18 protein-coding genes are annotated in these 17,834 nt (G+C 71.6%); 6 read left to right on the top strand and 12 right to left on the bottom strand.

Annotated elements, in window-relative coordinates; genetic code table 11:
- Nucleotides 1-63: 63 nt before the first annotated feature.
- Nucleotides 64-2,238, bottom strand: coding sequence for an MMPL family transporter (locus tag D7231_RS21220; RefSeq protein WP_120757054.1), 2,175 nt, complete (start codon nucleotides 2,236-2,238; stop codon nucleotides 64-66).
- A 218-nt stretch (nucleotides 2,239-2,456) separates the two neighbouring features.
- Here D7231_RS21220 and D7231_RS21215 point away from each other — a divergent pair, with 218 nt between their 5' ends.
- Entirely contained in the window at nucleotides 2,457-3,602 is a 1,146-nt protein-coding gene (locus tag D7231_RS21215; RefSeq protein ID WP_120757053.1) for an aminopeptidase P family protein, read from the top strand.
- A 65-nt stretch (nucleotides 3,603-3,667) separates the two neighbouring features.
- Here D7231_RS21215 and D7231_RS21210 read toward each other — a convergent pair whose 3' ends face one another.
- The 3 genes from D7231_RS21210 to D7231_RS21200 form a co-directional block, all read right to left on the bottom strand.
- On the bottom strand, nucleotides 3,668-4,162 hold the full coding sequence (locus tag D7231_RS21210) for a GNAT family N-acetyltransferase (RefSeq protein WP_120757052.1): 495 nt from the start codon (nucleotides 4,160-4,162) through the stop codon (nucleotides 3,668-3,670).
- 43 nt (nucleotides 4,163-4,205) lie between these two features.
- On the bottom strand, nucleotides 4,206-5,786 hold the full coding sequence (locus D7231_RS21205) for an MFS transporter (protein WP_199739421.1): 1,581 nt from the start codon (nucleotides 5,784-5,786) through the stop codon (nucleotides 4,206-4,208).
- A 179-nt stretch (nucleotides 5,787-5,965) separates the two neighbouring features.
- Nucleotides 5,966-6,973, bottom strand: coding sequence for a zinc-binding dehydrogenase (locus tag D7231_RS21200; RefSeq protein ID WP_120757050.1), 1,008 nt, complete (start codon nucleotides 6,971-6,973; stop codon nucleotides 5,966-5,968).
- Between the two features lie 111 nt (nucleotides 6,974-7,084).
- Between D7231_RS21200 and D7231_RS21195 the strand changes: the two genes are divergently transcribed.
- Nucleotides 7,085-7,777 carry a pentapeptide repeat-containing protein gene (locus D7231_RS21195; RefSeq protein ID WP_120757179.1) on the top strand — a complete coding sequence of 231 codons (693 nt, stop codon included), beginning with the start codon at nucleotides 7,085-7,087 and terminating at the stop codon, nucleotides 7,775-7,777.
- Nucleotides 7,778-7,789: 12 nt separating this feature from the next.
- Here D7231_RS21195 and D7231_RS21190 read toward each other — a convergent pair whose 3' ends face one another.
- From D7231_RS21190 to D7231_RS21175, 4 genes are all read right to left on the bottom strand, one after another.
- Nucleotides 7,790-8,287 (bottom strand): hypothetical protein, encoded by a 498-nt coding sequence (locus D7231_RS21190; protein ID WP_120757049.1) that lies wholly within the window; start codon nucleotides 8,285-8,287, stop codon nucleotides 7,790-7,792.
- 182 nt (nucleotides 8,288-8,469) lie between these two features.
- Nucleotides 8,470-10,089 (bottom strand): M4 family metallopeptidase, encoded by a 1,620-nt coding sequence (locus tag D7231_RS21185; RefSeq protein WP_120757048.1) that lies wholly within the window; start codon nucleotides 10,087-10,089, stop codon nucleotides 8,470-8,472.
- A gap of 432 nt (nucleotides 10,090-10,521) precedes the next feature.
- Nucleotides 10,522-11,349 (bottom strand): response regulator, encoded by an 828-nt coding sequence (locus D7231_RS21180; RefSeq protein ID WP_241999830.1) that lies wholly within the window; start codon nucleotides 11,347-11,349, stop codon nucleotides 10,522-10,524.
- Nucleotides 11,346-12,515 (bottom strand): sensor histidine kinase, encoded by a 1,170-nt coding sequence (locus D7231_RS21175; protein WP_120757177.1) that lies wholly within the window; start codon nucleotides 12,513-12,515, stop codon nucleotides 11,346-11,348. Before D7231_RS21175 ends, D7231_RS21180 begins: the two co-directional genes overlap by 4 nt.
- A gap of 237 nt (nucleotides 12,516-12,752) precedes the next feature.
- On the opposite strand from D7231_RS21175, the gene D7231_RS21170 reads away from it, so the two are divergent.
- Nucleotides 12,753-13,298 carry a GlcG/HbpS family heme-binding protein gene (locus tag D7231_RS21170; protein WP_120757176.1) on the top strand — a complete coding sequence of 182 codons (546 nt, stop codon included), beginning with the start codon at nucleotides 12,753-12,755 and terminating at the stop codon, nucleotides 13,296-13,298.
- Between the two features lie 40 nt (nucleotides 13,299-13,338).
- Nucleotides 13,339-13,902 carry a GNAT family N-acetyltransferase gene (locus tag D7231_RS21165; RefSeq protein ID WP_120757047.1) on the top strand — a complete coding sequence of 188 codons (564 nt, stop codon included), beginning with the start codon at nucleotides 13,339-13,341 and terminating at the stop codon, nucleotides 13,900-13,902.
- Nucleotides 13,903-13,956: 54 nt separating this feature from the next.
- On the opposite strand, the gene D7231_RS21160 is transcribed toward D7231_RS21165, so the two are convergent.
- Both D7231_RS21160 and D7231_RS21155 read right to left on the bottom strand, forming a co-directional pair.
- A complete protein-coding gene (locus D7231_RS21160; RefSeq protein WP_120757046.1) occupies nucleotides 13,957-14,151 on the bottom strand; it encodes an antitoxin in 195 nt (64 codons plus the stop codon).
- 207 nt (nucleotides 14,152-14,358) lie between these two features.
- Complete coding sequence (locus D7231_RS21155) at nucleotides 14,359-14,559, bottom strand: hypothetical protein (protein ID WP_120757045.1); 201 nt, start codon at nucleotides 14,557-14,559, stop codon at nucleotides 14,359-14,361.
- A 398-nt stretch (nucleotides 14,560-14,957) separates the two neighbouring features.
- Here D7231_RS21155 and D7231_RS21150 point away from each other — a divergent pair, with 398 nt between their 5' ends.
- Complete coding sequence (locus D7231_RS21150; protein WP_199739420.1) at nucleotides 14,958-15,848, top strand: FG-GAP repeat domain-containing protein; 891 nt, start codon at nucleotides 14,958-14,960, stop codon at nucleotides 15,846-15,848.
- A 111-nt stretch (nucleotides 15,849-15,959) separates the two neighbouring features.
- On the opposite strand, the gene D7231_RS21145 is transcribed toward D7231_RS21150, so the two are convergent.
- Nucleotides 15,960-16,535 carry a TerD family protein gene (locus D7231_RS21145; RefSeq protein WP_120757043.1) on the bottom strand — a complete coding sequence of 192 codons (576 nt, stop codon included), beginning with the start codon at nucleotides 16,533-16,535 and terminating at the stop codon, nucleotides 15,960-15,962.
- Nucleotides 16,536-16,771: 236 nt separating this feature from the next.
- Here D7231_RS21145 and arfB point away from each other — a divergent pair, with 236 nt between their 5' ends.
- The gene (gene arfB / locus D7231_RS21140; protein WP_120757042.1) at nucleotides 16,772-17,200 is read left to right on the top strand and encodes an alternative ribosome rescue aminoacyl-tRNA hydrolase ArfB; all 429 of its coding nucleotides are present in this window, start codon (nucleotides 16,772-16,774) and stop codon (nucleotides 17,198-17,200) included.
- Nucleotides 17,201-17,227: 27 nt separating this feature from the next.
- Here arfB and D7231_RS21135 read toward each other — a convergent pair whose 3' ends face one another.
- Nucleotides 17,228-17,788 carry a flavin reductase family protein gene (locus D7231_RS21135; protein ID WP_391475071.1) on the bottom strand — a complete coding sequence of 187 codons (561 nt, stop codon included), beginning with the start codon at nucleotides 17,786-17,788 and terminating at the stop codon, nucleotides 17,228-17,230.
- Between the last annotated feature and the right edge of the window lie 46 nt (nucleotides 17,789-17,834).

Here is a 17,834-nt window from a genome sequence, read left to right as displayed (position 1 = left end):
ACCGCAGGTCCCTCCCGGGACCTGCGGTTTCGTCGTGTCAGGGGCCGGTGCGGCCCGGCCGCCTCAGCTGTGGACCTCCTCGTCCGCCGCGCGGTGGCGGCCCGGGGACTGGGCGGGGAAGGCGGTCGCCGCGGGGTCGGGGCGCGGGGCGTCCTGGTGGCCGGGCCACCAGGCCTTGTGGCCCAGGAGGGACGTGACCGTCGGGACGAGGAGCATGGCCATCACGAAGGCCGTCAGCAGTATGCCGAAGGCGACGGCGAAGCCCATCTGCTGGAGCATCGAGTTGTCCGCCAGCAGGAGGACGCCGAAGGTGCCGGCGAGGATGACCGCGGCGGAGGCGATCGTGGGGGCCGAGCGGGCGACGGCGGTGCGGACGGCCTCGCGGGCCGGCACGCCGCGCCGGACCTCCTCGCGCAGACGGGCGACCATGAGGATGTTGTAGTCGGTGCCGATGGCGACGACGAAGAGGTAGACGATGACCGGCAGCATGAACAGCAGGCCGTTCTTGTGCTGGAGGTCCTGGAAGAGCCAGACGGTCGAGCCGAGCGTGGCGCTGAAGCCGAGGGCGACGGCGACCATCAGGTAGAGCGGGGCGACGAGGCTGCGGAGCAGCAGGCCCAGGATGACCATGATGGCGAGGCCGGCGATGGGGAAGACGAGCTTGTAGTCGTGGTTGACGGCCTTCTCGACGTCGGCGAGGACGGCGGAGGTGCCGCCGACGTAGGCCTTGGTGCCGTCGGGCGCGGCCTTGTGGGCGCTGTCGCGGAGCGCGCCGCCCGCGAGGTCGATGGCCTTGTCCTCGGTGGGGCGGTACTTGAGGACGACGCTGTACTGGGCGACGGTGCCGTCGGGGCTGATGACCGGGTCGGTCACGGCGCCGACGCCGTCGGTCCCGGCGAGCTCCTTCTTGTACGTGCCGAGGGCGCCCTTGTCGAGGGCGGTGCCGCCGCGGGACTCGACGTAGACCATGGCGGGGTCGGACTGCCCGGCGGAGAAGCCGCGCTGGAGGTCCTTCATGGCCTGGACGGACTCCAGCTTCTGGGGCAGCTGGCTGTCGGTGTCGAACTCGGCCTTGAAGCTGAGGGCGCCGACGGCGAGGGCGGCCAGGACGGCGGCGGAGAGCGCGGCGATGGCGGCGGGGCGGCGGGCGACGAGCGAGCCGAGGCCGTCCGCGACGCGGTTGCGGGGGCGCTTCTTCCAGGCCTTGGAGGGCCAGAAGGCCTTGGTGCCGAGGAGGGAGAAGACGGCCGGCACGAGGGTGAGGGCGGCCACGAGGGTGACGCCGACGGCGATGGCGAGCGAGGGGCCCATCGCGCGCATCATGCCCATGGTGGAGAGCAGGAGGGCGAGGAAGGCGACGATGACGGCGCCGGCGGCGGAGGCGATGGTCTCGCCGACGCGGGCGACGGCGTTGGTGAGGGCCTCCTTGGGCTCCTGCCCGGCGCGCAGCTCCTCGCGGTAGCGGAAGAGGAGGAAGAGGATGTAGTCGGTGCCGACGCCGAAGAGGACGACGATGAGGATGGCGGAGATGGAGGTGTCGGCCTTGAGCCCGCCGAGGTGGGCGGCGGTGCCGATGAGGCCGAGGGCGACGGCGAAGACGAGGGCGATGATGAGGACGGGCATCAGCGCTATCAGCGGGCTGCGGAAGATGACCAGCAGCAGGATGACGATCAGGAGCAGGGTGGCCGACATGATCATCGAGTCGGTGTCGCCGGAGGACTCCTGGGCGTCCAGGTTGGTGGCGGCCTGGCCGGTGAAGCCGGCCTTCAGGTGCGTGCCGTCCAGGAGGCCCTTGGCGTCCTGACGGAGGTCCTTGACGGCGTCGGGCAGGGTGCCGTCCTGGGAGTTCCGGTCGGTCGCGACGACGTTGGCGAGGGCGATCTCGCCGTTGGGGGAGACGGCCTGCGGGCTCGTCACGACGTGCGCGACGCCCTTGTGGTGCTTGTCGTCCAGCCCGCGGGTGACCTTGACGACGTCGGCGCGGTCGGCGTCGGTGAGCTTGCCGCCGTCGGAGCGCTGGAAGACGACGATGGCGGAGGGCTGTTCGGTCTTGGGGAAGGCCTTTTCCTGGAGTTTGCCCGCCTGCACGGATTCGTAATGTGAAGGAAGGAATTCCGTTTCATCGGTCGTGGACTTCAGCCCCGGGGCGAGCAGGCTGAGGGCCACTGCGGCGAGGATCCAGCCGGCAATGGTGAGCCATGGTCGGTGGACGGCGAACCGCCCGACTCGTCGGAACATGCTTGGTGCTCCTAGCTAGGTGATTCCCGCGTCGCTTCCGGTGGGCGGACGGCAGGCAGGCATGAACACGCTAGACACCCCGGAATTGGCTCCACAACGGAATCGCCGGGAAATCGGCCCTGGGTCGGGGTCGCTCTCATCCGGCCGGATGAGGGAGTATCACCCGTGAGGTAGAGAAACGCGGCGCCGGGCGCCTTCGTGCGGATTACGCTGCCCCCATGAGCGATGCCGCCGCCCCCGCCCCGACCCCGCCCGGTGGATCCGCGGGCGGGCCGGCCTACGCCGACCGCCTGAGGCGCGCCGCCGTCGAGGCCGCCGACTCCGGACTGGCCGGTCTGATCGTCACACCGGGCCCCGACTTGGACTGGCTCACGGGCTACCGACCGCCGCCCACCGAGCGGTTGACCGCCCTGCTGATCACACCGGGCGAGCGGCCGCGGCTGCTCGTCCCCGCCCTGGAGCGCCCCGACGCCGAACGCGCCCCGTCGGCCTCGTCGTTGTCGGTCACCGGCTGGACCGACGGCCAGGACCCGTACGCGGCGCTGGCCCCGCTGCTCGGGCCGAAGGACCGCTACGGCGTCTCGGACAACGCCTGGGCGCAGCACCTGCTGGGCCTGCAACGCGCCTGCCCGGGCGTGTCGTACGGGGCGTTCACCGAGGTCATGCCGATGCTGCGGGCGGTGAAGGACGCCTACGAGGTGGAGCGGCTCGCGGCGGCGGGCGCGGCGGCGGACGCCGCGTACGAGGAGGTGACGGGGCTGCGGTTCGAGGGGCGGCAGGAGCGGGAGGTGGCGGCCGACCTGGCCCGGCTGCTGCTCGAACACGGGCACAGCCAGGTCGACTTCACGATCGTCGGCTCGGGCCCGAACGCCGCCAATCCGCACCACGACGCGGGGGAGCGGGTCATCGAGCTGGGCGACATGGTCGTCATGGACTTCGGCGGCCTGAAGGACGGCTACGGCTCGGACACGACGCGCACGGTGCACGTGGGGCAGCCGACGGCCGAGGAGCGCAAGGTGCACGACGTGGTGCGCGAGGCGCAGCAGGCGGCGTTCGAGGCGGTGCGGCCGGGTGTGGCGTGCCAGGAGGTCGACCGGGTGGCGCGACAGGTCATCCGTTCGGCGGGCTTCGGTGAGTACTTCATTCACCGTACGGGGCACGGCATCGGGGTGACGACGCACGAGCCGCCGTATCTGGTGGAGGGCGAGCATCTCCCGCTGGTGCAGGGGATGTGTTTCTCCATCGAACCGGGGATTTATCTTCCGGGACGTTTCGGTGTACGGATCGAGGACATTGTCGTCTGCACGGAGTCGGGCGGGCGGCGCTTGAACAATACGGCCCACGGGATGCGGGTGGTGGCCTAGCGGCCACCGATTCCGCCCCGGCGGCTTACGGCCGCAGGCATGTGCTTACGGCCGTAGGTGCGCGCTTACAGCTGTAGATACATGATGTGCAGGCCGGTGTAGCTGCCGTCGGGGAGCCGGTATGCCTCGGGCAGGGTGCCGACGATGCGGAATCCGAGGGATTTCCAGAGGGCGACGGCGCGGGTGTTGGTCTCGACGACGGCGTTGAACTGGATGGCGCGGTAGCCCTGCTCCCGGGCCCAGGCGATGACGTGCTCGCCGAGGGCCCGGCCGATGCCGCGTCCGGCGGCGTCGGGGGAGACCATGAAGCTCGCGCTGGCGATGTGGGAGGCCGGGCCCATGTGGTTGGGGTTCATCTTGGCGGTGGCGAGGACGGTGCCCTCGTCGTCGACGGCGACGACCGTACGGCCGGGGGCGTCGAGCATCCACATCGCGCGGCCGGTGTCCTCGTCGAGGTCGCGCGGGAAGGTGTAGGTGAGGCCCGCGGCGGCGGTGTCGCGGACGAGGGGCCAGACGGCGGGCCAGTCGGTGTCCCGGGCGTCCCTGATCTCGATCTTCATGGGGCTCAGGATGGGGGCGGGGGCGGGGCGCGGCCAGCGATTTTCACGTGGTGTGTTCCGCTCCCGCAGGGGCGGCGTCCCCGAGCGGGCTCGGCTGCTTGGGCGGGCGGGTCGTGACCAGGAGGCCGCCGGCGAGGCCGGCGAGGAGCATGATGCCCGCGCCCCAGCCGATCGCGACGTGGAAGCCGTGGACGACGCCGGTCTTGACGACGGTGTCGCGGACGGCGGGCGTCAGGGCGCCGCCGGCCGCCGCGGCGTCCGCGGCGGCGGTCTTGAGGTGTGCGGCGATGTAGCCGGCGCTGGTGGACGTGGCGATGGTGTTGAGGAGGGCGGTGCCGATGGAGCCGCCCACCTGCTGCGCGGTGTTGACCGTGGCGGAAGTGACGCCGGCGTCGTGCGGGGCGACGCCGGAGGTGGCGGTGGCCATGACGGGCATGAAGATCAGGCCCAGGCCGAGGCCGACGAGGAGCTCGGCGGGCAGGACGTGGCTCACGTAGGCGGGCTCGACGGGCAGGAACGTGAGCAGGAACAGCCCGCCGGCGGCGAGGAGGGCCCCGGGCACCATCAGCGCCCGCGGGGGCACGCGGTTCAGCAGGCGGGCGGAGATCTGGGTGGAGCCGGCGACGATGGCCGCGGTCACGGGGAGGAACGCGAGGCCGGTTTTCACGGGGGAGTAGCCGAGGATGACCTGGAGGTAGTAGGTCATGAACAGGAACATGCCGAACATGGCGATGACGGCCAGGCCCATCATCAGGAACGCCCCGCCGCGGTTGCGGTCGCGGACGATCTGCAAGGGCAGCAGCGGGCTCGGCGCGCGGCCCTGCCACCACGCGAAGACGCCCAGCAGCGCCACGCCGCCGCACAGCAGGCCGAGGACGAGGGGGTCGCTCCAGCCGCGCGGTTCGGCCTCGCTGCACGCGTAGACGATGGAGACGAGGCCGCCGCAGCCCAGGACGACGCCACGGATGTCCAGGCGGGGGCGTTCGCCGCGCCGCCGGTCGTCGTGGAGGAAGGCCCCGGCGCCGAGCAGGGTGGCCAGGGCGATGGGCACGTTGACGTAGAGGCACCAGCGCCAGTCGAGGTACTCGGTGAGCAGGCCGCCCGCAATCAGCCCGATCGCGGCGCCGCCGCCCGCGATGGCGCCGTAGATGCCGAAGGCCTTCGCGCGTTCCTTGCCGACCGTGAAGGTGGTGGTCAGCAGGGACAGCGCGGAGGGGGCCAGGAGCGCGGCGAAGGCTCCTTGCAGGGCGCGGGCCATGAACAGCAGGCCGGAGGTGTGCGCGGCGCCGCCGAGGGCGGAGGCCGCGGCGAAGCCGACGAGGCCGGTCATGAAGGTGCGCTTGCGGCCGGCCAGGTCGGCGATCCTGCCGCCGAGGAGCAGCAGGCCGCCGAAGGCCAGGGTGTAGGCGGTGATGACCCACTGCCGGTTGCCGTCCGACATGTGGAGGGCGCGCTGTGCGGACGGCAGGGCGATGTTCACGATGGTGGCGTCCAGGACGACCATCAGCTGGGCGACCGCGATGACCACCAGCGCCCACCAGCGGCGGGGGTCGGGCGCGGTGCCGGGTATGGAGGGGGGTATCGGGCCTGTGTCGGAGGAACTCGTGGAACCCGTTGAATCCATGGGACCTGCTCTCACGGCCGTACGTGCGGAGATCCGCAGTCCAGCGTAGGCCGGTCGGGTGAGGGGCGCCTGCTGAACGCGGGGCTCCTTTTGCAGGTTTTACGGGGCTTCCGTTACGGGCCTGATTGGCAGGGTTTCCATTACGGGCTTCCTTCAGGACTTCGTTGGCAGGGCTTCCCTTACGGGACGAGCACCACCTTGCCCACCGTCCGGCGGGTCTCGAGGGCCCGGTGCGCGGCGGCGGCCTCGGCGAGCGGGAAGCGGGTGACGAGCGGGGTGACGCGGCCCGCGGCGGCGTCGGCGAGGGCCGTGGCCTCCAGGCGGCGCAGCCCCTCGGGGCCGCCGATGCGCTCCAGCATGGCGGGGCCGAGGACGTTGCGGGAGGTGATGCCCCGCTCGGCGAGCTCCGCCTCGCTGAGGGCGAACGACGGTCCGTTGCTGTTCAGGCCGTCGGCGGACCAGCCGAAGACCAGGTGGCTGCCGCCGGGGCCGAGCAGGCCGACCGCGGCGCGGGCGGCCTCGCCGCCGACCCCGTCGAAGACGACGGTGGCGGCCCGTCCGCCGAGGGCCGCGCGGGCGGCGTCCGGCCAGGCGGGGTCGTTGTAGTCGAGCGCGATGTCGGCGCCCAGGGCGCGCACGCGCTCCGCCTTGGCGGGTCCGCCGGCGAGGCCGACGACGGTGGCGCCCGCGTGCTTGGCGTACTGCACGAGGAGGGCGCCGATGCCTCCCGCGGCGGAGGTCACCACGACGACGTCCTCGCTGCTCAGCTCGGTGAAGGCGAGGATCCCGAGCGTGGTGCGGCCGGTGCCGATCATGGCGATGGCCTCGGCTTCGCCGAGCCCGGCGGGCAGCTCGTGCACCTTCTCGGCGGAGGTCACGGCGAGCTCGGCGTAGCCGCCGGGGACCATGCCGAGGTGGGCGACGACGCGCCGGCCGAGCCGGCTCGCGTCGACGCCGTCGCCGAGGGCGTCGACCGTGCCGGCGACCTCGCGGCCGGGGATGGTCGGCAGCTCGGGGGCGGTGTGGGCGGCGCTGTTGTAGCCGGAGCGCAGGGCGGTGTCGAGGAGGTGCACACCGGCGGCGGCGACGGCGATGCGGACCTGGCCGGGGCCGGGCTCGGGGTCCTCGACCCGCTCGTGGACGAGGTTCTCGGCGGGGCCGAAGGCGTGCAGTCGTACGGCGTGCATGGCGGTCTCCAGGGCGTTTCGCGTGTCGTGCCGGTGTGCCTTTGAGTCTTCAACCTCAGCCATGGTTGAGGTCAAGCGCCGTTGTCAGTGCCCTGTGCCACCGTGGACGGCATGACGACGCACGGCAGGAAGCGGAAGGGCGCGGCGCGCCCGCAGCCGAAGCTCCCGGGGGTGCGGCTGCCCGAGCTGCGGCCGCACGACGGCGGGGAGCTGGAGCCCGAGGGCGACTACGACGGCCTCGCGTTCACGGACGCCGACTTCGCGGGGCAGTCCGGCGGGGGCGCCCACTTCCTGGACTGCGGGCTCTACGGCTGCGGGCTGGACGAGACGAGGCTGGTCTCGGCCCGGTTCACGGACTGCGTGCTGGACGGGGTCCGCGGCGTGGGCACCGACCTGTCGCGGGCGGCCCTGCGGGACGTGGAGATCCGGGACGCCCGGCTCGGCGGGGTCCAGCTGTACGACGCGGTGCTGGAGCGGGTCCTCGTCCGCGGCGGCAAGATCGACTATCTGAATCTGCGCGGGGCGGAGCTGAAGGACGTCACCTTCGAGAGCGTCGTCCTCTCCGAGGCCGACTTCGGCGGCGCCCGGCTGGAGCGCGTCGTCTTCCGCGACTGCGCGCTGCGCCGCGCCGATTTCTCGGGGGCCCGGATGGCGGACGTGGATCTGCGGGAGGCGACGGAGCTCGACGTCGCACGGGGCATCGAGCGCCTGTCGGGCGCGGTGATCAGCCCGTTCCAACTCCTGGACCTGGCCCCGGCGTTCGCGGCGCAGATAGGCGTACGGGTGGAGCCGGTGGCGGAGTGATCCCGCCGCCGGTCACACGCGCGGGAAGCGGGCCTGGAGGTCCCAGACGGCGGGGTTGTCGGCGAGGCCCTCGTGCATGTCGCACAGGTCGGCGATCAGGTCGTGCAGGAAGTCGCGGGCCTCGCGGCGCAGCGCGCGGTGGTCGAAGGTGAGCGCGGGCTCGTCGGCCGGCATCCAGTCCGCGGAGACCTCCACCCAGCCGAAACGCCGCTCGAAGAGCATGCAGTCCGTGGACTCGGTGAAGTCGAGCTCGGCGAACTGCCGGTTCGCCGAGCGGTTGCCCCGCGGGTCGCGGTCGATCTGCTCCATGACGTCGCACAGCGCCCACGCGAAGTCGAGCACCGGCACCCATCCCCAGGCTGTGGACAGCTCGCGGTCGCTCTTCACGTCGGCGATGTAGACGTCCCCGCAGAACAGGTCGTGCCGCAGGGCCCGCACGTCAGCGGTGCGGTAGTCCGTCTGCGGAGGGTCGGGGAAGCGGCGCGAGAGCGAGTAGCCGAGGTCGATCACGCCTCGATGGTGTCACGGCGGCGGGCCGTACGCGTAAACGTGTACGAGCGGGGCGGGTGACCCCGTACGCCCCCGTACGAGCGGGGCGGGGGAACGCGGACGAGTCCGGGGCGCCCCGCGTCGGCGGCGGGGCATCCCGGACTCATGTGCGATTGATCGTTACTGCTTGATCGTTTTGATCGTTACTTCACGTTGATCGCGGTCCAGGCGTTGGCGACCGCCTTGTACTCCGCGCTGGTGGAGCCGTAGAGGTCCGCGGTGGCCTTCAGGGTGCCGGTGCGGGCCGCCTTGTAGTTGGTGGTGGAGGTGAAGTACGTGGTCAGGGCCTTGTACCAGATCTTGGTGGCCTTGTCCCGGCCGATCCCGGCGACCTTGACGTTGTTGGCGGTCGGGCTGTCGTACGACACGCCGTTGATCGTCTTCGCGCCGCTGCCCTCGGACAGCAGGTAGAAGAAGTGGTTGGCCGGGCCCGAGGAGTAGTGGACGTCCAGGCGGCCGAGCGAGGAGGACCAGGAGTCCTTGGACTTGCCGTCCTTGCTGGGCTTGTCCATGTAGCGCAGCGGGGTGCCGTCGCCGTTGATGTTGATCTGCTCACCGATGAGGTAGTCGCCCTTGTCGGTGGAGTTGTTGGCGTAGAACTCGGCGGCGGTGCCGAAGATGTCCGAGGTGGCCTCGTTGAGGCCGCCGGACTCGCCGCTGTAGTTCAGGCCGGCCGTGGCGGAGGTGACGCCGTGGCTCATCTCGTGGGCGGCCACGTCGAGGGCGGTGAGCGGGTTCTTGTTGCCCTCACCGTCGCCGTAGGTCATGCAGAAGCACTCGTCGTCCCAGAAGGCGTTGACGTAGCTGTCGCCGTAGTGGACGCGGGAGTACGCGGCGACGCCGTCGTTCTTGATGCCGGTGCGGCCGAGCACGTTCTTGTAGAAGTCCCAGGTCACGGCCGCGCCGTAGTGGGCGTCGACGGCGGCCTTCTGGTCGCCCTCGCCCCAGGTGTCGGTGGGGTTGGTGAAGAGGGTGCCGGTGCCGTCCGTGCCCTGGGAGAGGTTGTACGTCTTGTGGCCGCCGCGCTCGCCGTCCGTCAGCTCGTAGCCGCTGCCGCCCTTGGTGGTGGAGAGCGGGACGGTGCCGCTGTAGGTGCTGGTGCCCTGGCCGGTCTCGATGGCCTCGCGCTGGAACAGCTTCTTGCCGGTGTTGGCGTCGGTGATCACGTGCAGCTTGCTGGGCGTGCCGTCCTTCTGGACGCCCGTGACCACGGTCTCGTAGGCGAGGACGGGCTTGCCCTCGGCCGCCCAGACGACCTTGCGCGGCGCGCGCTCGGCGCCGGCCTTGGCGGTCTTCTCGTCCGCGGCGGCGCTGAGCGCGCTCTTCTTCGCGGCGGCGGGGGCCTGGGCGGGGGTGGTGCTGGGCACGGATATCTCGGCGTCGGTCGCCTTGTCGACGCTCTTCGAGCCGCTCTTCGCCTCGTGCACGACGAGGTCGCCGCCGAGCACCGGCAGACCGTCGAAGGTGCGCTCGTAGCGGGTGTGGACCGTGCCGTTCGCGTCCTTGATCACGTCACGGACGACGAGCTTCTCCTTGCCGCCGAGACCGAGCTTCGCGGCGGTGGAGGGGGCCGCGGACTGCGCGTCCTTGATTGCGGCGACCCGCTGCCCTGCGGAGACGGCGAGGGGCGAAGCCTCGCTCGCCTTGTCGGGGGTGGCGCTCGCGGAGCCGGTCTGCACGGCCACGACGACCATGGCGGCGGAGGCGACGAGCGCGGCGGCGCGCAGGGTGTTCTTGCGGGAGGTGGAGGTGACGCTTCTCAACTCTGTCTCCTATGTGCGGGCCGTGAACTCACGTCCCTTTGAGGGGGGTTAGGGCAGCACGGGTTACGGCTGCCCGGTGGTGCAGGAGTGGTGCAGGAGTGGATTGAGGAGAGAGTGCCATCCCCTGACCGACATTGACAGGGGCGCAACAAGGATTTGATCTGCCGTTCTCCGAAACGCGGTTGATTGATTCCGCTATGCGGTGAACTGACCGGGGCTGGTCCGGACTTGAAATCCGTCGCATCTCAGTTCGAGGACAGCAGTTGTATGCGATTCGATGAGATTGCATACAAGCGGAGCGGAGTGGACCGCTACGGGCCGCCGACAGGCTAGGGCCGGCGACATCAAGACGGCATCAAGACGCGTGAAGTCAGGCCAACCGGCCCGGAAGGCTTGGAATGCCAGGCCAACGGGCCCGGACGGCCCGGGTCATCAGGGCAGCAGGCGCTGCTCCTTCGCTACGGCGACGGCGCCCGCCCGCGTGTCGACGCCCAACTTGTCGTAGATCCGCCCCAGATGGGTCTTCACCGTCGCCTCGCTGATGAACAGAGCGCGAGCAATCTCCCGGTTGCCCAGCCCGCGGGCGAGTTGACCGAGGATGTCCCGCTCGCGGTCCGTCAGCGCGGGCCGCCCGGCGCCGCGCACCCGCGCCATGACGCGGCTCGCGACGGGCGGAGAGAGCGTCGTACGCCCCTCGGCGGCCGCGCGGATGGCCGAGAACAGCTCCTCCGGACGCTCGGCCTTCAGCAAATACCCCGTCGCGCCGGCGTCGATGGCGCGGGTGACGTCGGCGTCCGTGTCGTACGTGGTGAGGACGAGGACGTACGGACCGCCGCGTTCCGCTCCTACGGCCTTGCTGGATGCGGCAGTTCCGGATGTGGACGTTCCGGGTGCGGTCGAACGGGATGCGGCTGTTCCGGGTGCGGTCGTACGGGATGAGGTCGTTCCGGCTGCGGTCGTACGGGATGCGGTCGCTCCGGATTCGGCCGGCCGGTTCGCCGCCTCCGCGACGATGCGGCGCGTCGCCTCGACCCCGTCCATTCCCGGCCCCAGTTGAAGGTCCATCAGGACGACGTCGGGCCGCAGCCGGGCCGCCAGCACGACCGCCTCCTCGCCGCCGCCCGCCTCGCCCACGACCTCGATGCCGGGCGCGCTGGCCAGCAGCGCCAGCAACCCGGCCCGGACGACGGCGTGGTCGTCGCACAGGAGGATGCGGATGGGACGGCGGGGTTCGGGACGGCGGGGGTCAGGACCGGTCACTGGGGCTCCAGGGGAATGCAGACGGAGACGACGGTGCCCTCGCCGGGCGCCGACTCGATGGTCAGGGTGCCGCCGAGCTGCCGCACGCGCGCCCGCATCGCGGGCAGGCCGTGGCCGCGCCCGCGGGCGGCGGAGGGCGGCGCGCCCGGCGCGAAGCCGCGCCCGTCGTCGGCGACGTCGAGGACGACCTGGTCGCCGAGGTAGCTCAGGGTGAGGGCGGCCGTCGCCGCGCCGGCGTGCTCGCGGACGTTCGCCAGGGCGCCCTGGGCGATCCGCAGCAGCGCGGCCCGCACCCCGTCCGGCAGCGCGACCGGGCTCCCGTCGAGGTGGAAGAGCACCGGGGCTCCCGTCCCCTCGGCCGTCTCCGAGGCGGCCAGCGCCCGCAGCGCGTCCTCCAGCCGCGCACCGCCGTCGAACTGCGGGGCGGCCAGGTCGTTGACGAACCGGCGGGTCTCGGCCAGGCCGCGGGCGGCGATGTCGGCGGCGGTACGGGTGTGGCGCCGGGCGGCCTCCGGGTCCGCGTCCCACGTCCGGTCCGCGGCCTGCAACAGCATGCGCTGGCTGGACAGCCCCTGGGCCAGCGTGTCGTGGATCTCCATCGACAGCCGCTGCCGCTCCGCCAGCGCCCCCTCGCGGCGCTCGGTCGCGGCCAGTTCGCGGCGCGTACGGACCAGGTCGTCGATCAGGGCGCGCTGCCGCTCCGTCTGCCGCTGCGTGTGGAGGAAGACGGCGGTGGCGACCGCGGCCACGGCCGGCGGGGCGAGCACGAGGGTGGGGTCGAAGCCGTGCGACAGCCGGAGCTGGGCCACCACGACCAGGACCGTGAGGAACGCGACCAGGAGGACGGCGGCGCGGGTGGGGAGCGTGCGCAGCCCCGTGTAGAGCAGCGGCACCGAGCACCACGCGAAGCTCGGCGCGAGCACGACGAGGACGACCCACGTCGCGACGACGGCGGTCAGCCACAGGAGCTGCGGCCGGGGGCGGGCGAGGACCGGGCTCAGGCGGACGAAGGCCGGGCTCAGGCGGGCGAGGGCCGGGCTCAGGACGTAGAGCAGGGCGAGCAGCACGGTGAGGACGGTGATCCACGGGGTGCGGGGCTCGCCCGGGTGCCGGATGAGGAAGCGGGCGAAGGAGGCGGAGAGGAGCAGGAAGAAGGCGGCGTGCATGACGAGGGCGAGGCGGCGGGCGCCGGGGTCGTCATCGTCGGGAATGGTCACCTCCTGTTCCTAACCCGCGCAGGGGGCCTCCGCATCAGCCGATCGGTTGACCCGGGGGACAGCCGGGACGCCGATCCGCGGGCGCCCGCGGCCGCGAACGATGGAGGCACAAGCAATCACTGGCCTGTACCTGCATGAGGAGCCGAAATGAAGTCTGCGACGCCCGCGATGCCTGCGAAGTCCGCGCTGCGGAAGCTCTCCGTCCGGAGCCGCGTGCTCGTGGGCGCGGCCGGGGCCGCCGTCGTCGCGGCCGGCACGTTCGGGGCGGTCTCCGCGACGGCCTCGCCCGCGGCGCAGCGCCAGGCTCCGGTGACCGTGGCCGGCACCGGGGTGACCGAGTCCGCGCACCTGTCGGTGGACGCGGCGACGCGCGCCGCCCAGGCCGCGCTGGCCGCCGCGAAGAAGGAGGGCCAGAAGGTGTCCGTCGCGGTGGTCGACCGCAACGGCAACACGCTGGTGACCCTGCGCGGCGACGGCGCGGGCCCGCAGTCGTACGAGTCGGCCGTACGGAAGGGCTTCACGGCCGTCTCCTGGAACGCTCCCACCTCGGAGCTCGTCAAGCGCCTCCAGAGCGTCCCGAACCTCAAGGACATCCCCGGCACCCTGTTCCTGCCGGGCGGCACGCCGGTCCAGGTCAAGGGCGCGCCGGTGGCCGGCATCGGCGTGGCCGGGGCCCCGAGCGGCGACCTGGACGAGAAGTTCGCGCAGGCGGGCGCGGCGGCCCTGGGCTAGCCTGCGGCAACGGACAGGGCAGGGACGGGGAGGGGCGCACATGCGGATCGTCACGGTGCCGGAGGCGGAGACTCCGCCGGAGCTGCGGGCGGCCGCCGAGGCCCTGCGCGAGCAGGCGTGGCCCGGCGGCGGCCCTCACGACCCGGCCCTGCGGCCCGTCGCGATGCTGCTCGTGGCGCCGGACGGCGGCGTACGGGCGGCGCTGGACATCCTGTCCAAGGAGATCGTTCACGGTGGCCGGACGTACCGGGCGTCCGGCCTCAGCGCGGTCGTCACGGACACGGCACACCGCGGCAAGGGATACGGGCGGCGGCTGGTGGCCGCCGCCCGTGAGGTGATCGCCGCGAGCGGCACGGACGTGGGGCTGTTCACCTGCGACCGCCCGCTCCAGCCCTTCTACGAGAGCGCGGGCTGGCGGCTCCTGCCCGGCACCGCGCTGATCGGCGGCACGCCCCGGAACCCGTTCCCCAGCGACCAGCCGGGCTTCGACAAGGTCACCATGGGCGCCTTCTTCACGGCGCGGGCGCGCGCGGATGCGGACGCGGGCGCCTTCGAGCAGAGCCGCATCGGGCTCTACCCGGGCGAGACGGACCGCTTGTGGTGATGCGCCTCCGGCGATGAGCGTCCGGCAATGAGCCTTTGAACGAGCCTTTGGCGATCAGCTCGGCGGCCGGTCCTCGGGCGGCTGCTGCTTGCCCAACTGCTCGTTGATCTTCTGCTGGGCGGTGTCGACCTGGCTCTGGTACTTGTTCTGCGTCTTGGCGTCGAACGCGTCGCCCGCCTTTTCGACACCCTGCCGAGCTTGGTCCTCATGGCCCTTGAGCAGGCCCTTGAGCTTGTCGAGCATGGACATGGCCGTCCTCCTCACGGAACGCTGACGCAACCAGCATCTCCGCATTCGGCGCGGCCCGCATCCGCGGCCGTAGCCCTGGGCTTCACCCTGGGCCAGCACCCGGACTTCACCCCGTGCTGGTGTATCCGCAGCTCCAGCACTTGTACACACCATTGCCCATCTGCTGCATCATGTTCTGGCAGTTCGGGCAGGCCAGGGCCAGGTGTTTCAGGGGGCCGCGGCGCCCAGCCCCCCGGGACACGCGGGGCAGACGCCGCGCACGATCACCGGGGACGTCGCGTCGCCGGGATTCTCCGCCACGACGACGACCCGCAGGGGCCGCAGGCACCCCGGGCAGAGCTCGGGCTCGCGGTCCCGGTCCCTGATCGCCGCCGCAAGAATGCGTTCGAGTGAGTCGCCGTCGTCCATGGTGCGTGAGTCCTGTCTCCACGGGTCCCCTCCTTGGGTACACCTACCCGCCCCGAAGAAGCCCAACTCCGCTGCTCAGCAGGTGGTTACGGAGTGTGCGCAACCGGTCGGTCGTGTGGTATGGCGAGCAATGCTCCCCTTGGTTCTACCCAGCTTCACCGGGCTCCCCGCCTGGCGTTCGGGGCGTGGCGCGGCGGAGGGGCCGGGGGAGAACCGGGACGTCCCCCGCGGCCCCGGGCGGCGGACCGTACGCGAATGCCGCTCCGCTCCGCCCCTAGCCATCCGATCCCGTACGCGCCATCCTCGGCAGGCACCGTCGTTCTTCGTGGTTCTTCGTGCTTCTCCGACCAGGAGGTTCGTCCATGGAAACGAGTCCGTTCCGAAGACTCGGCGCTCTGGTGGCGGCGGGGCTGACGGCGCTGGCCCTCGCCGTTGCCACTACGAGCACGCCTGCCGGCGCGGTAGGGAACACCACCGATGTGCTGTGGCACAACACGACCAGCGGTGAAGTGGGAACCTGGCTCCTCGACAGCAAGGGCAACGTCCTCGCGAATCCGCCGCTGTCGTGGCGGTGCGGCCCGGACTGCAACCGCGACTGGAAGCTTTCCGGGACCGGGGATTTCAACGGCGACGGCAAGACCGACCTCCTGTGGCACAACAAGACCACGGGTGAGGTGGGTACGTGGTTGCTCGACGGCAACCGCAATGTGACCGGGAATCCGGCGCTGTCGTGGCGATGTGGCCCGGAGTGCAACCGGGACTGGAAGCTTTCCGGGACCGGGGATTTCAACGGTGACGGTAAGACGGATCTGCTGTGGCACAACACGACGACCGGTGAGGTCGGTACGTGGCTGCTGGACGGCCGGTTCAACGTGACCGGGAATCCGGCGCTGTCCTGGCGGTGCGGTCCGGAGTGCAACCGGGATTGGAAGCTTTCCGGGACCGGGGATTTCAACGGTGACGGTAAGACGGATCTGCTGTGGCACAACACGACGACCGGTGAGGTCGGTACGTGGCTCCTCGACGGCCGGTTCAACGTGACCGCGAATCCGCCGCTGTCGTGGCGGTGCGGCCCCGACTGCAACCGCGACTGGAAGCTTTCCGGGACCGGGGACTTCAACGCCGATGGCAAGACCGACCTCCTGTGGCACAACACCACCACTGGTGAGGTCGGTACGTGGCTGCTGGACGGCCGGTTCAACGTGACCGCGAATCCGCCGCTGTCGTGGCGGTGCGGCCCCGACTGCAACCGCGACTGGAAGCTCGCCGGAACCGGCCGCTTCGGCTGACGCGCACCTGCGCCCGCACCAGCGCCCGCACCCGTACCGGGTCACTCAGACATGCAGGCAGGGGCCGCCCCGCACACCGCGGGACGGCCCCTCGCCGTGACGGGACGACCGTCAGACGTTGACGCCGAAGTCCTGGGCGATGCCCTGGAGGCCCGAGGCGTAGCCCTGGCCGACCGCGCGGAACTTCCAGTCCGCGCCGTTGCGGTACAGCTCGCCGAAGACCATGGCGGTCTCGGTGGCGGCGTCCTCGCTCAGGTCGTAGCGGGCGAGCTCCGCGCCGCCGGCCTGGTTGACGATGCGGATGTACGCGTTGCGGACCTGGCCGAAGTTCTGGCTGCGGGCCACCGCGTCGTAGATGGAGACCGGGAAGACGATCTTGTCGACGTCGGCCGGGAGGCCGGCCAGGTTGACGTTGATCTGCTCGTCGTCGCCCTCGCCGGCGCCCGTGACGTTGTCACCGGTGTGGACGATGGTCTGGTCCGGCGTCGACTTGTTGTTGAAGAAGACGAAGTGGGCGTCGGAGTAGACCTTGCCCGTGGGGTTCACGGCGATCGCGCTCGCGTCGAGGTCGAAGTCCGTGCCGGTGGTGGTGCGGACGTCCCAGCCGAGGCCGACCGTGACGGCCGTCAGGCCCGGGGCCTCCTTGGTGAGGGAGACGTTGCCGCCCTTGGACAGGCTTACAGCCATGGGAATTGTCCCTTTCTGGTCAGGTCTGCGTCGGATTGCAGCGCACCGCGGCACGCGGGTCACCGTCACCCTTGTTAACGCCGACCGAGGGGCCCGGGGTTCCATCCGGCTTTACCTTCTTTGCACGTTCCTGACGCGCGCCCCCGATACCCGCCCCGGCGCCCGCCCCCGGCACCCGCCCCGTCCATGGCGCAAAACGGCGTGACGTGTCCCCGCCGACGCGGGATCATGGGGGCATGTCCGGCCCCTACGTCATCCGCGGCTCGGTCTCCCTGCCGGAGGCCGAGCTCCAGTGGCGTTTCTCGCGTTCCTCCGGCCCCGGCGGCCAGCACGTCAACACCAGCGACAGCCAGGTCGAGCTGCGGTTCGACCTCGCGCGCACCGAAGCGCTGCCGGAGGTGTGGAAGGAGCGCGCCCTGGCACGGCTCGCGGGCCGGCTCGTCGGCGGCGTCGTGACCGTACGGGCCTCCGAGCACCGCTCGCAGTGGCGCAACCGCGAGACCGCCGCCGTACGCCTCGCGTCGCTGCTCGCCGAGGCGACGGCGCCGCCGCCGAAGCCGCGCCGCGCCACGAAGATCCCGCGCGGCATCAACGAGCGCCGGCTGCGGCAGAAGAAGCAGCGCGCCGAGACCAAGCGCGGGCGCACCGGCAGGGATTGGGGGTAGAACCCTCCCGGCTGCGGGGCCCCGGGGTCACCCCAGCTGCCGGTACTTCCCCTTGAAGTACATCAGCGGCCCGCTCTCCGTGCTCGGCGCCGTCGCCGTCAGCACCCTGCCGATCACCAGCGTGTGGTCCCCGGCGGTCACCCGCTGCTCCGTCCGGCACTCCAGCGCCGACAGCGCGCCCCGCACGACGGGCGCCCCGGTGGCCGTCCCGGGCGCGTGGGGGATGTCCTCGAAGAGGAGCCGGTCGCTGATCCTTCCCTTCATCGCGAAGCGCCCGGCGACGTGCCGCTGGCTTTCGGAGAGAACGGACACCGCCCACAGCGGCTGCCGCTCCAGAAGGTCGTCCATACGGGAATCGTTGCGAACGCTCACCATGACGAGCGGCGGGTCGAGCGATACGGAGAGGAAAGCGGTCGCCGTCATTCCGACGTCCTCGCCGCGCGGACCGTGCTCCGGGTCGTGCGCGGTCACCAGCACCACGCCCGCGGCGAGGCGGGCGAGGGCGGCACGGAACTCGTCGGCGCTCACCCCTTCAGGATGGGGTATGGCGGTCTCGTAGGGCTGAGTCGTCTGCAACACGCTGTGCACGCTAGCCCGGCCGCGGCACCCTCGCATCGGGCTGCAGGACCAGTCG

Source organism: Streptomyces klenkii (assembly GCF_003626645.1).
Classification (GTDB): domain Bacteria; phylum Actinomycetota; class Actinomycetes; order Streptomycetales; family Streptomycetaceae; genus Streptomyces; species Streptomyces klenkii.
Note: the sequence above shows the minus strand (reverse complement) of the source record. Positions and strands in the feature narration are given on the sequence as shown.

Coding starts and splice junctions, on each gene's coding strand:
- D7231_RS21220 (WP_120757054.1), bottom strand. CDS start 2,238: ATGTTCCGACGAGTCGGGCGGTTCGCCGTCCACCGACCATGGCTCACC.
- D7231_RS21215 (WP_120757053.1), top strand. CDS start 2,457: ATGAGCGATGCCGCCGCCCCCGCCCCGACCCCGCCCGGTGGATCCGCG.
- D7231_RS21210 (WP_120757052.1), bottom strand. CDS start 4,162: ATGAAGATCGAGATCAGGGACGCCCGGGACACCGACTGGCCCGCCGTC.
- D7231_RS21205 (WP_199739421.1), bottom strand. CDS start 5,786: ATGGATTCAACGGGTTCCACGAGTTCCTCCGACACAGGCCCGATACCC.
- D7231_RS21200 (WP_120757050.1), bottom strand. CDS start 6,973: ATGCACGCCGTACGACTGCACGCCTTCGGCCCCGCCGAGAACCTCGTC.
- D7231_RS21195 (WP_120757179.1), top strand. CDS start 7,085: ATGACGACGCACGGCAGGAAGCGGAAGGGCGCGGCGCGCCCGCAGCCG.
- D7231_RS21175 (WP_120757177.1), bottom strand. CDS start 12,515: ATGCACGCCGCCTTCTTCCTGCTCCTCTCCGCCTCCTTCGCCCGCTTC.
- D7231_RS21165 (WP_120757047.1), top strand. CDS start 13,339: ATGCGGATCGTCACGGTGCCGGAGGCGGAGACTCCGCCGGAGCTGCGG.
- D7231_RS21160 (WP_120757046.1), bottom strand. CDS start 14,151: ATGTCCATGCTCGACAAGCTCAAGGGCCTGCTCAAGGGCCATGAGGAC.
- D7231_RS21155 (WP_120757045.1), bottom strand. CDS start 14,559: ATGGACGACGGCGACTCACTCGAACGCATTCTTGCGGCGGCGATCAGG.
- D7231_RS21145 (WP_120757043.1), bottom strand. CDS start 16,535: ATGGCTGTAAGCCTGTCCAAGGGCGGCAACGTCTCCCTCACCAAGGAG.
- arfB (WP_120757042.1), top strand. CDS start 16,772: ATGTCCGGCCCCTACGTCATCCGCGGCTCGGTCTCCCTGCCGGAGGCC.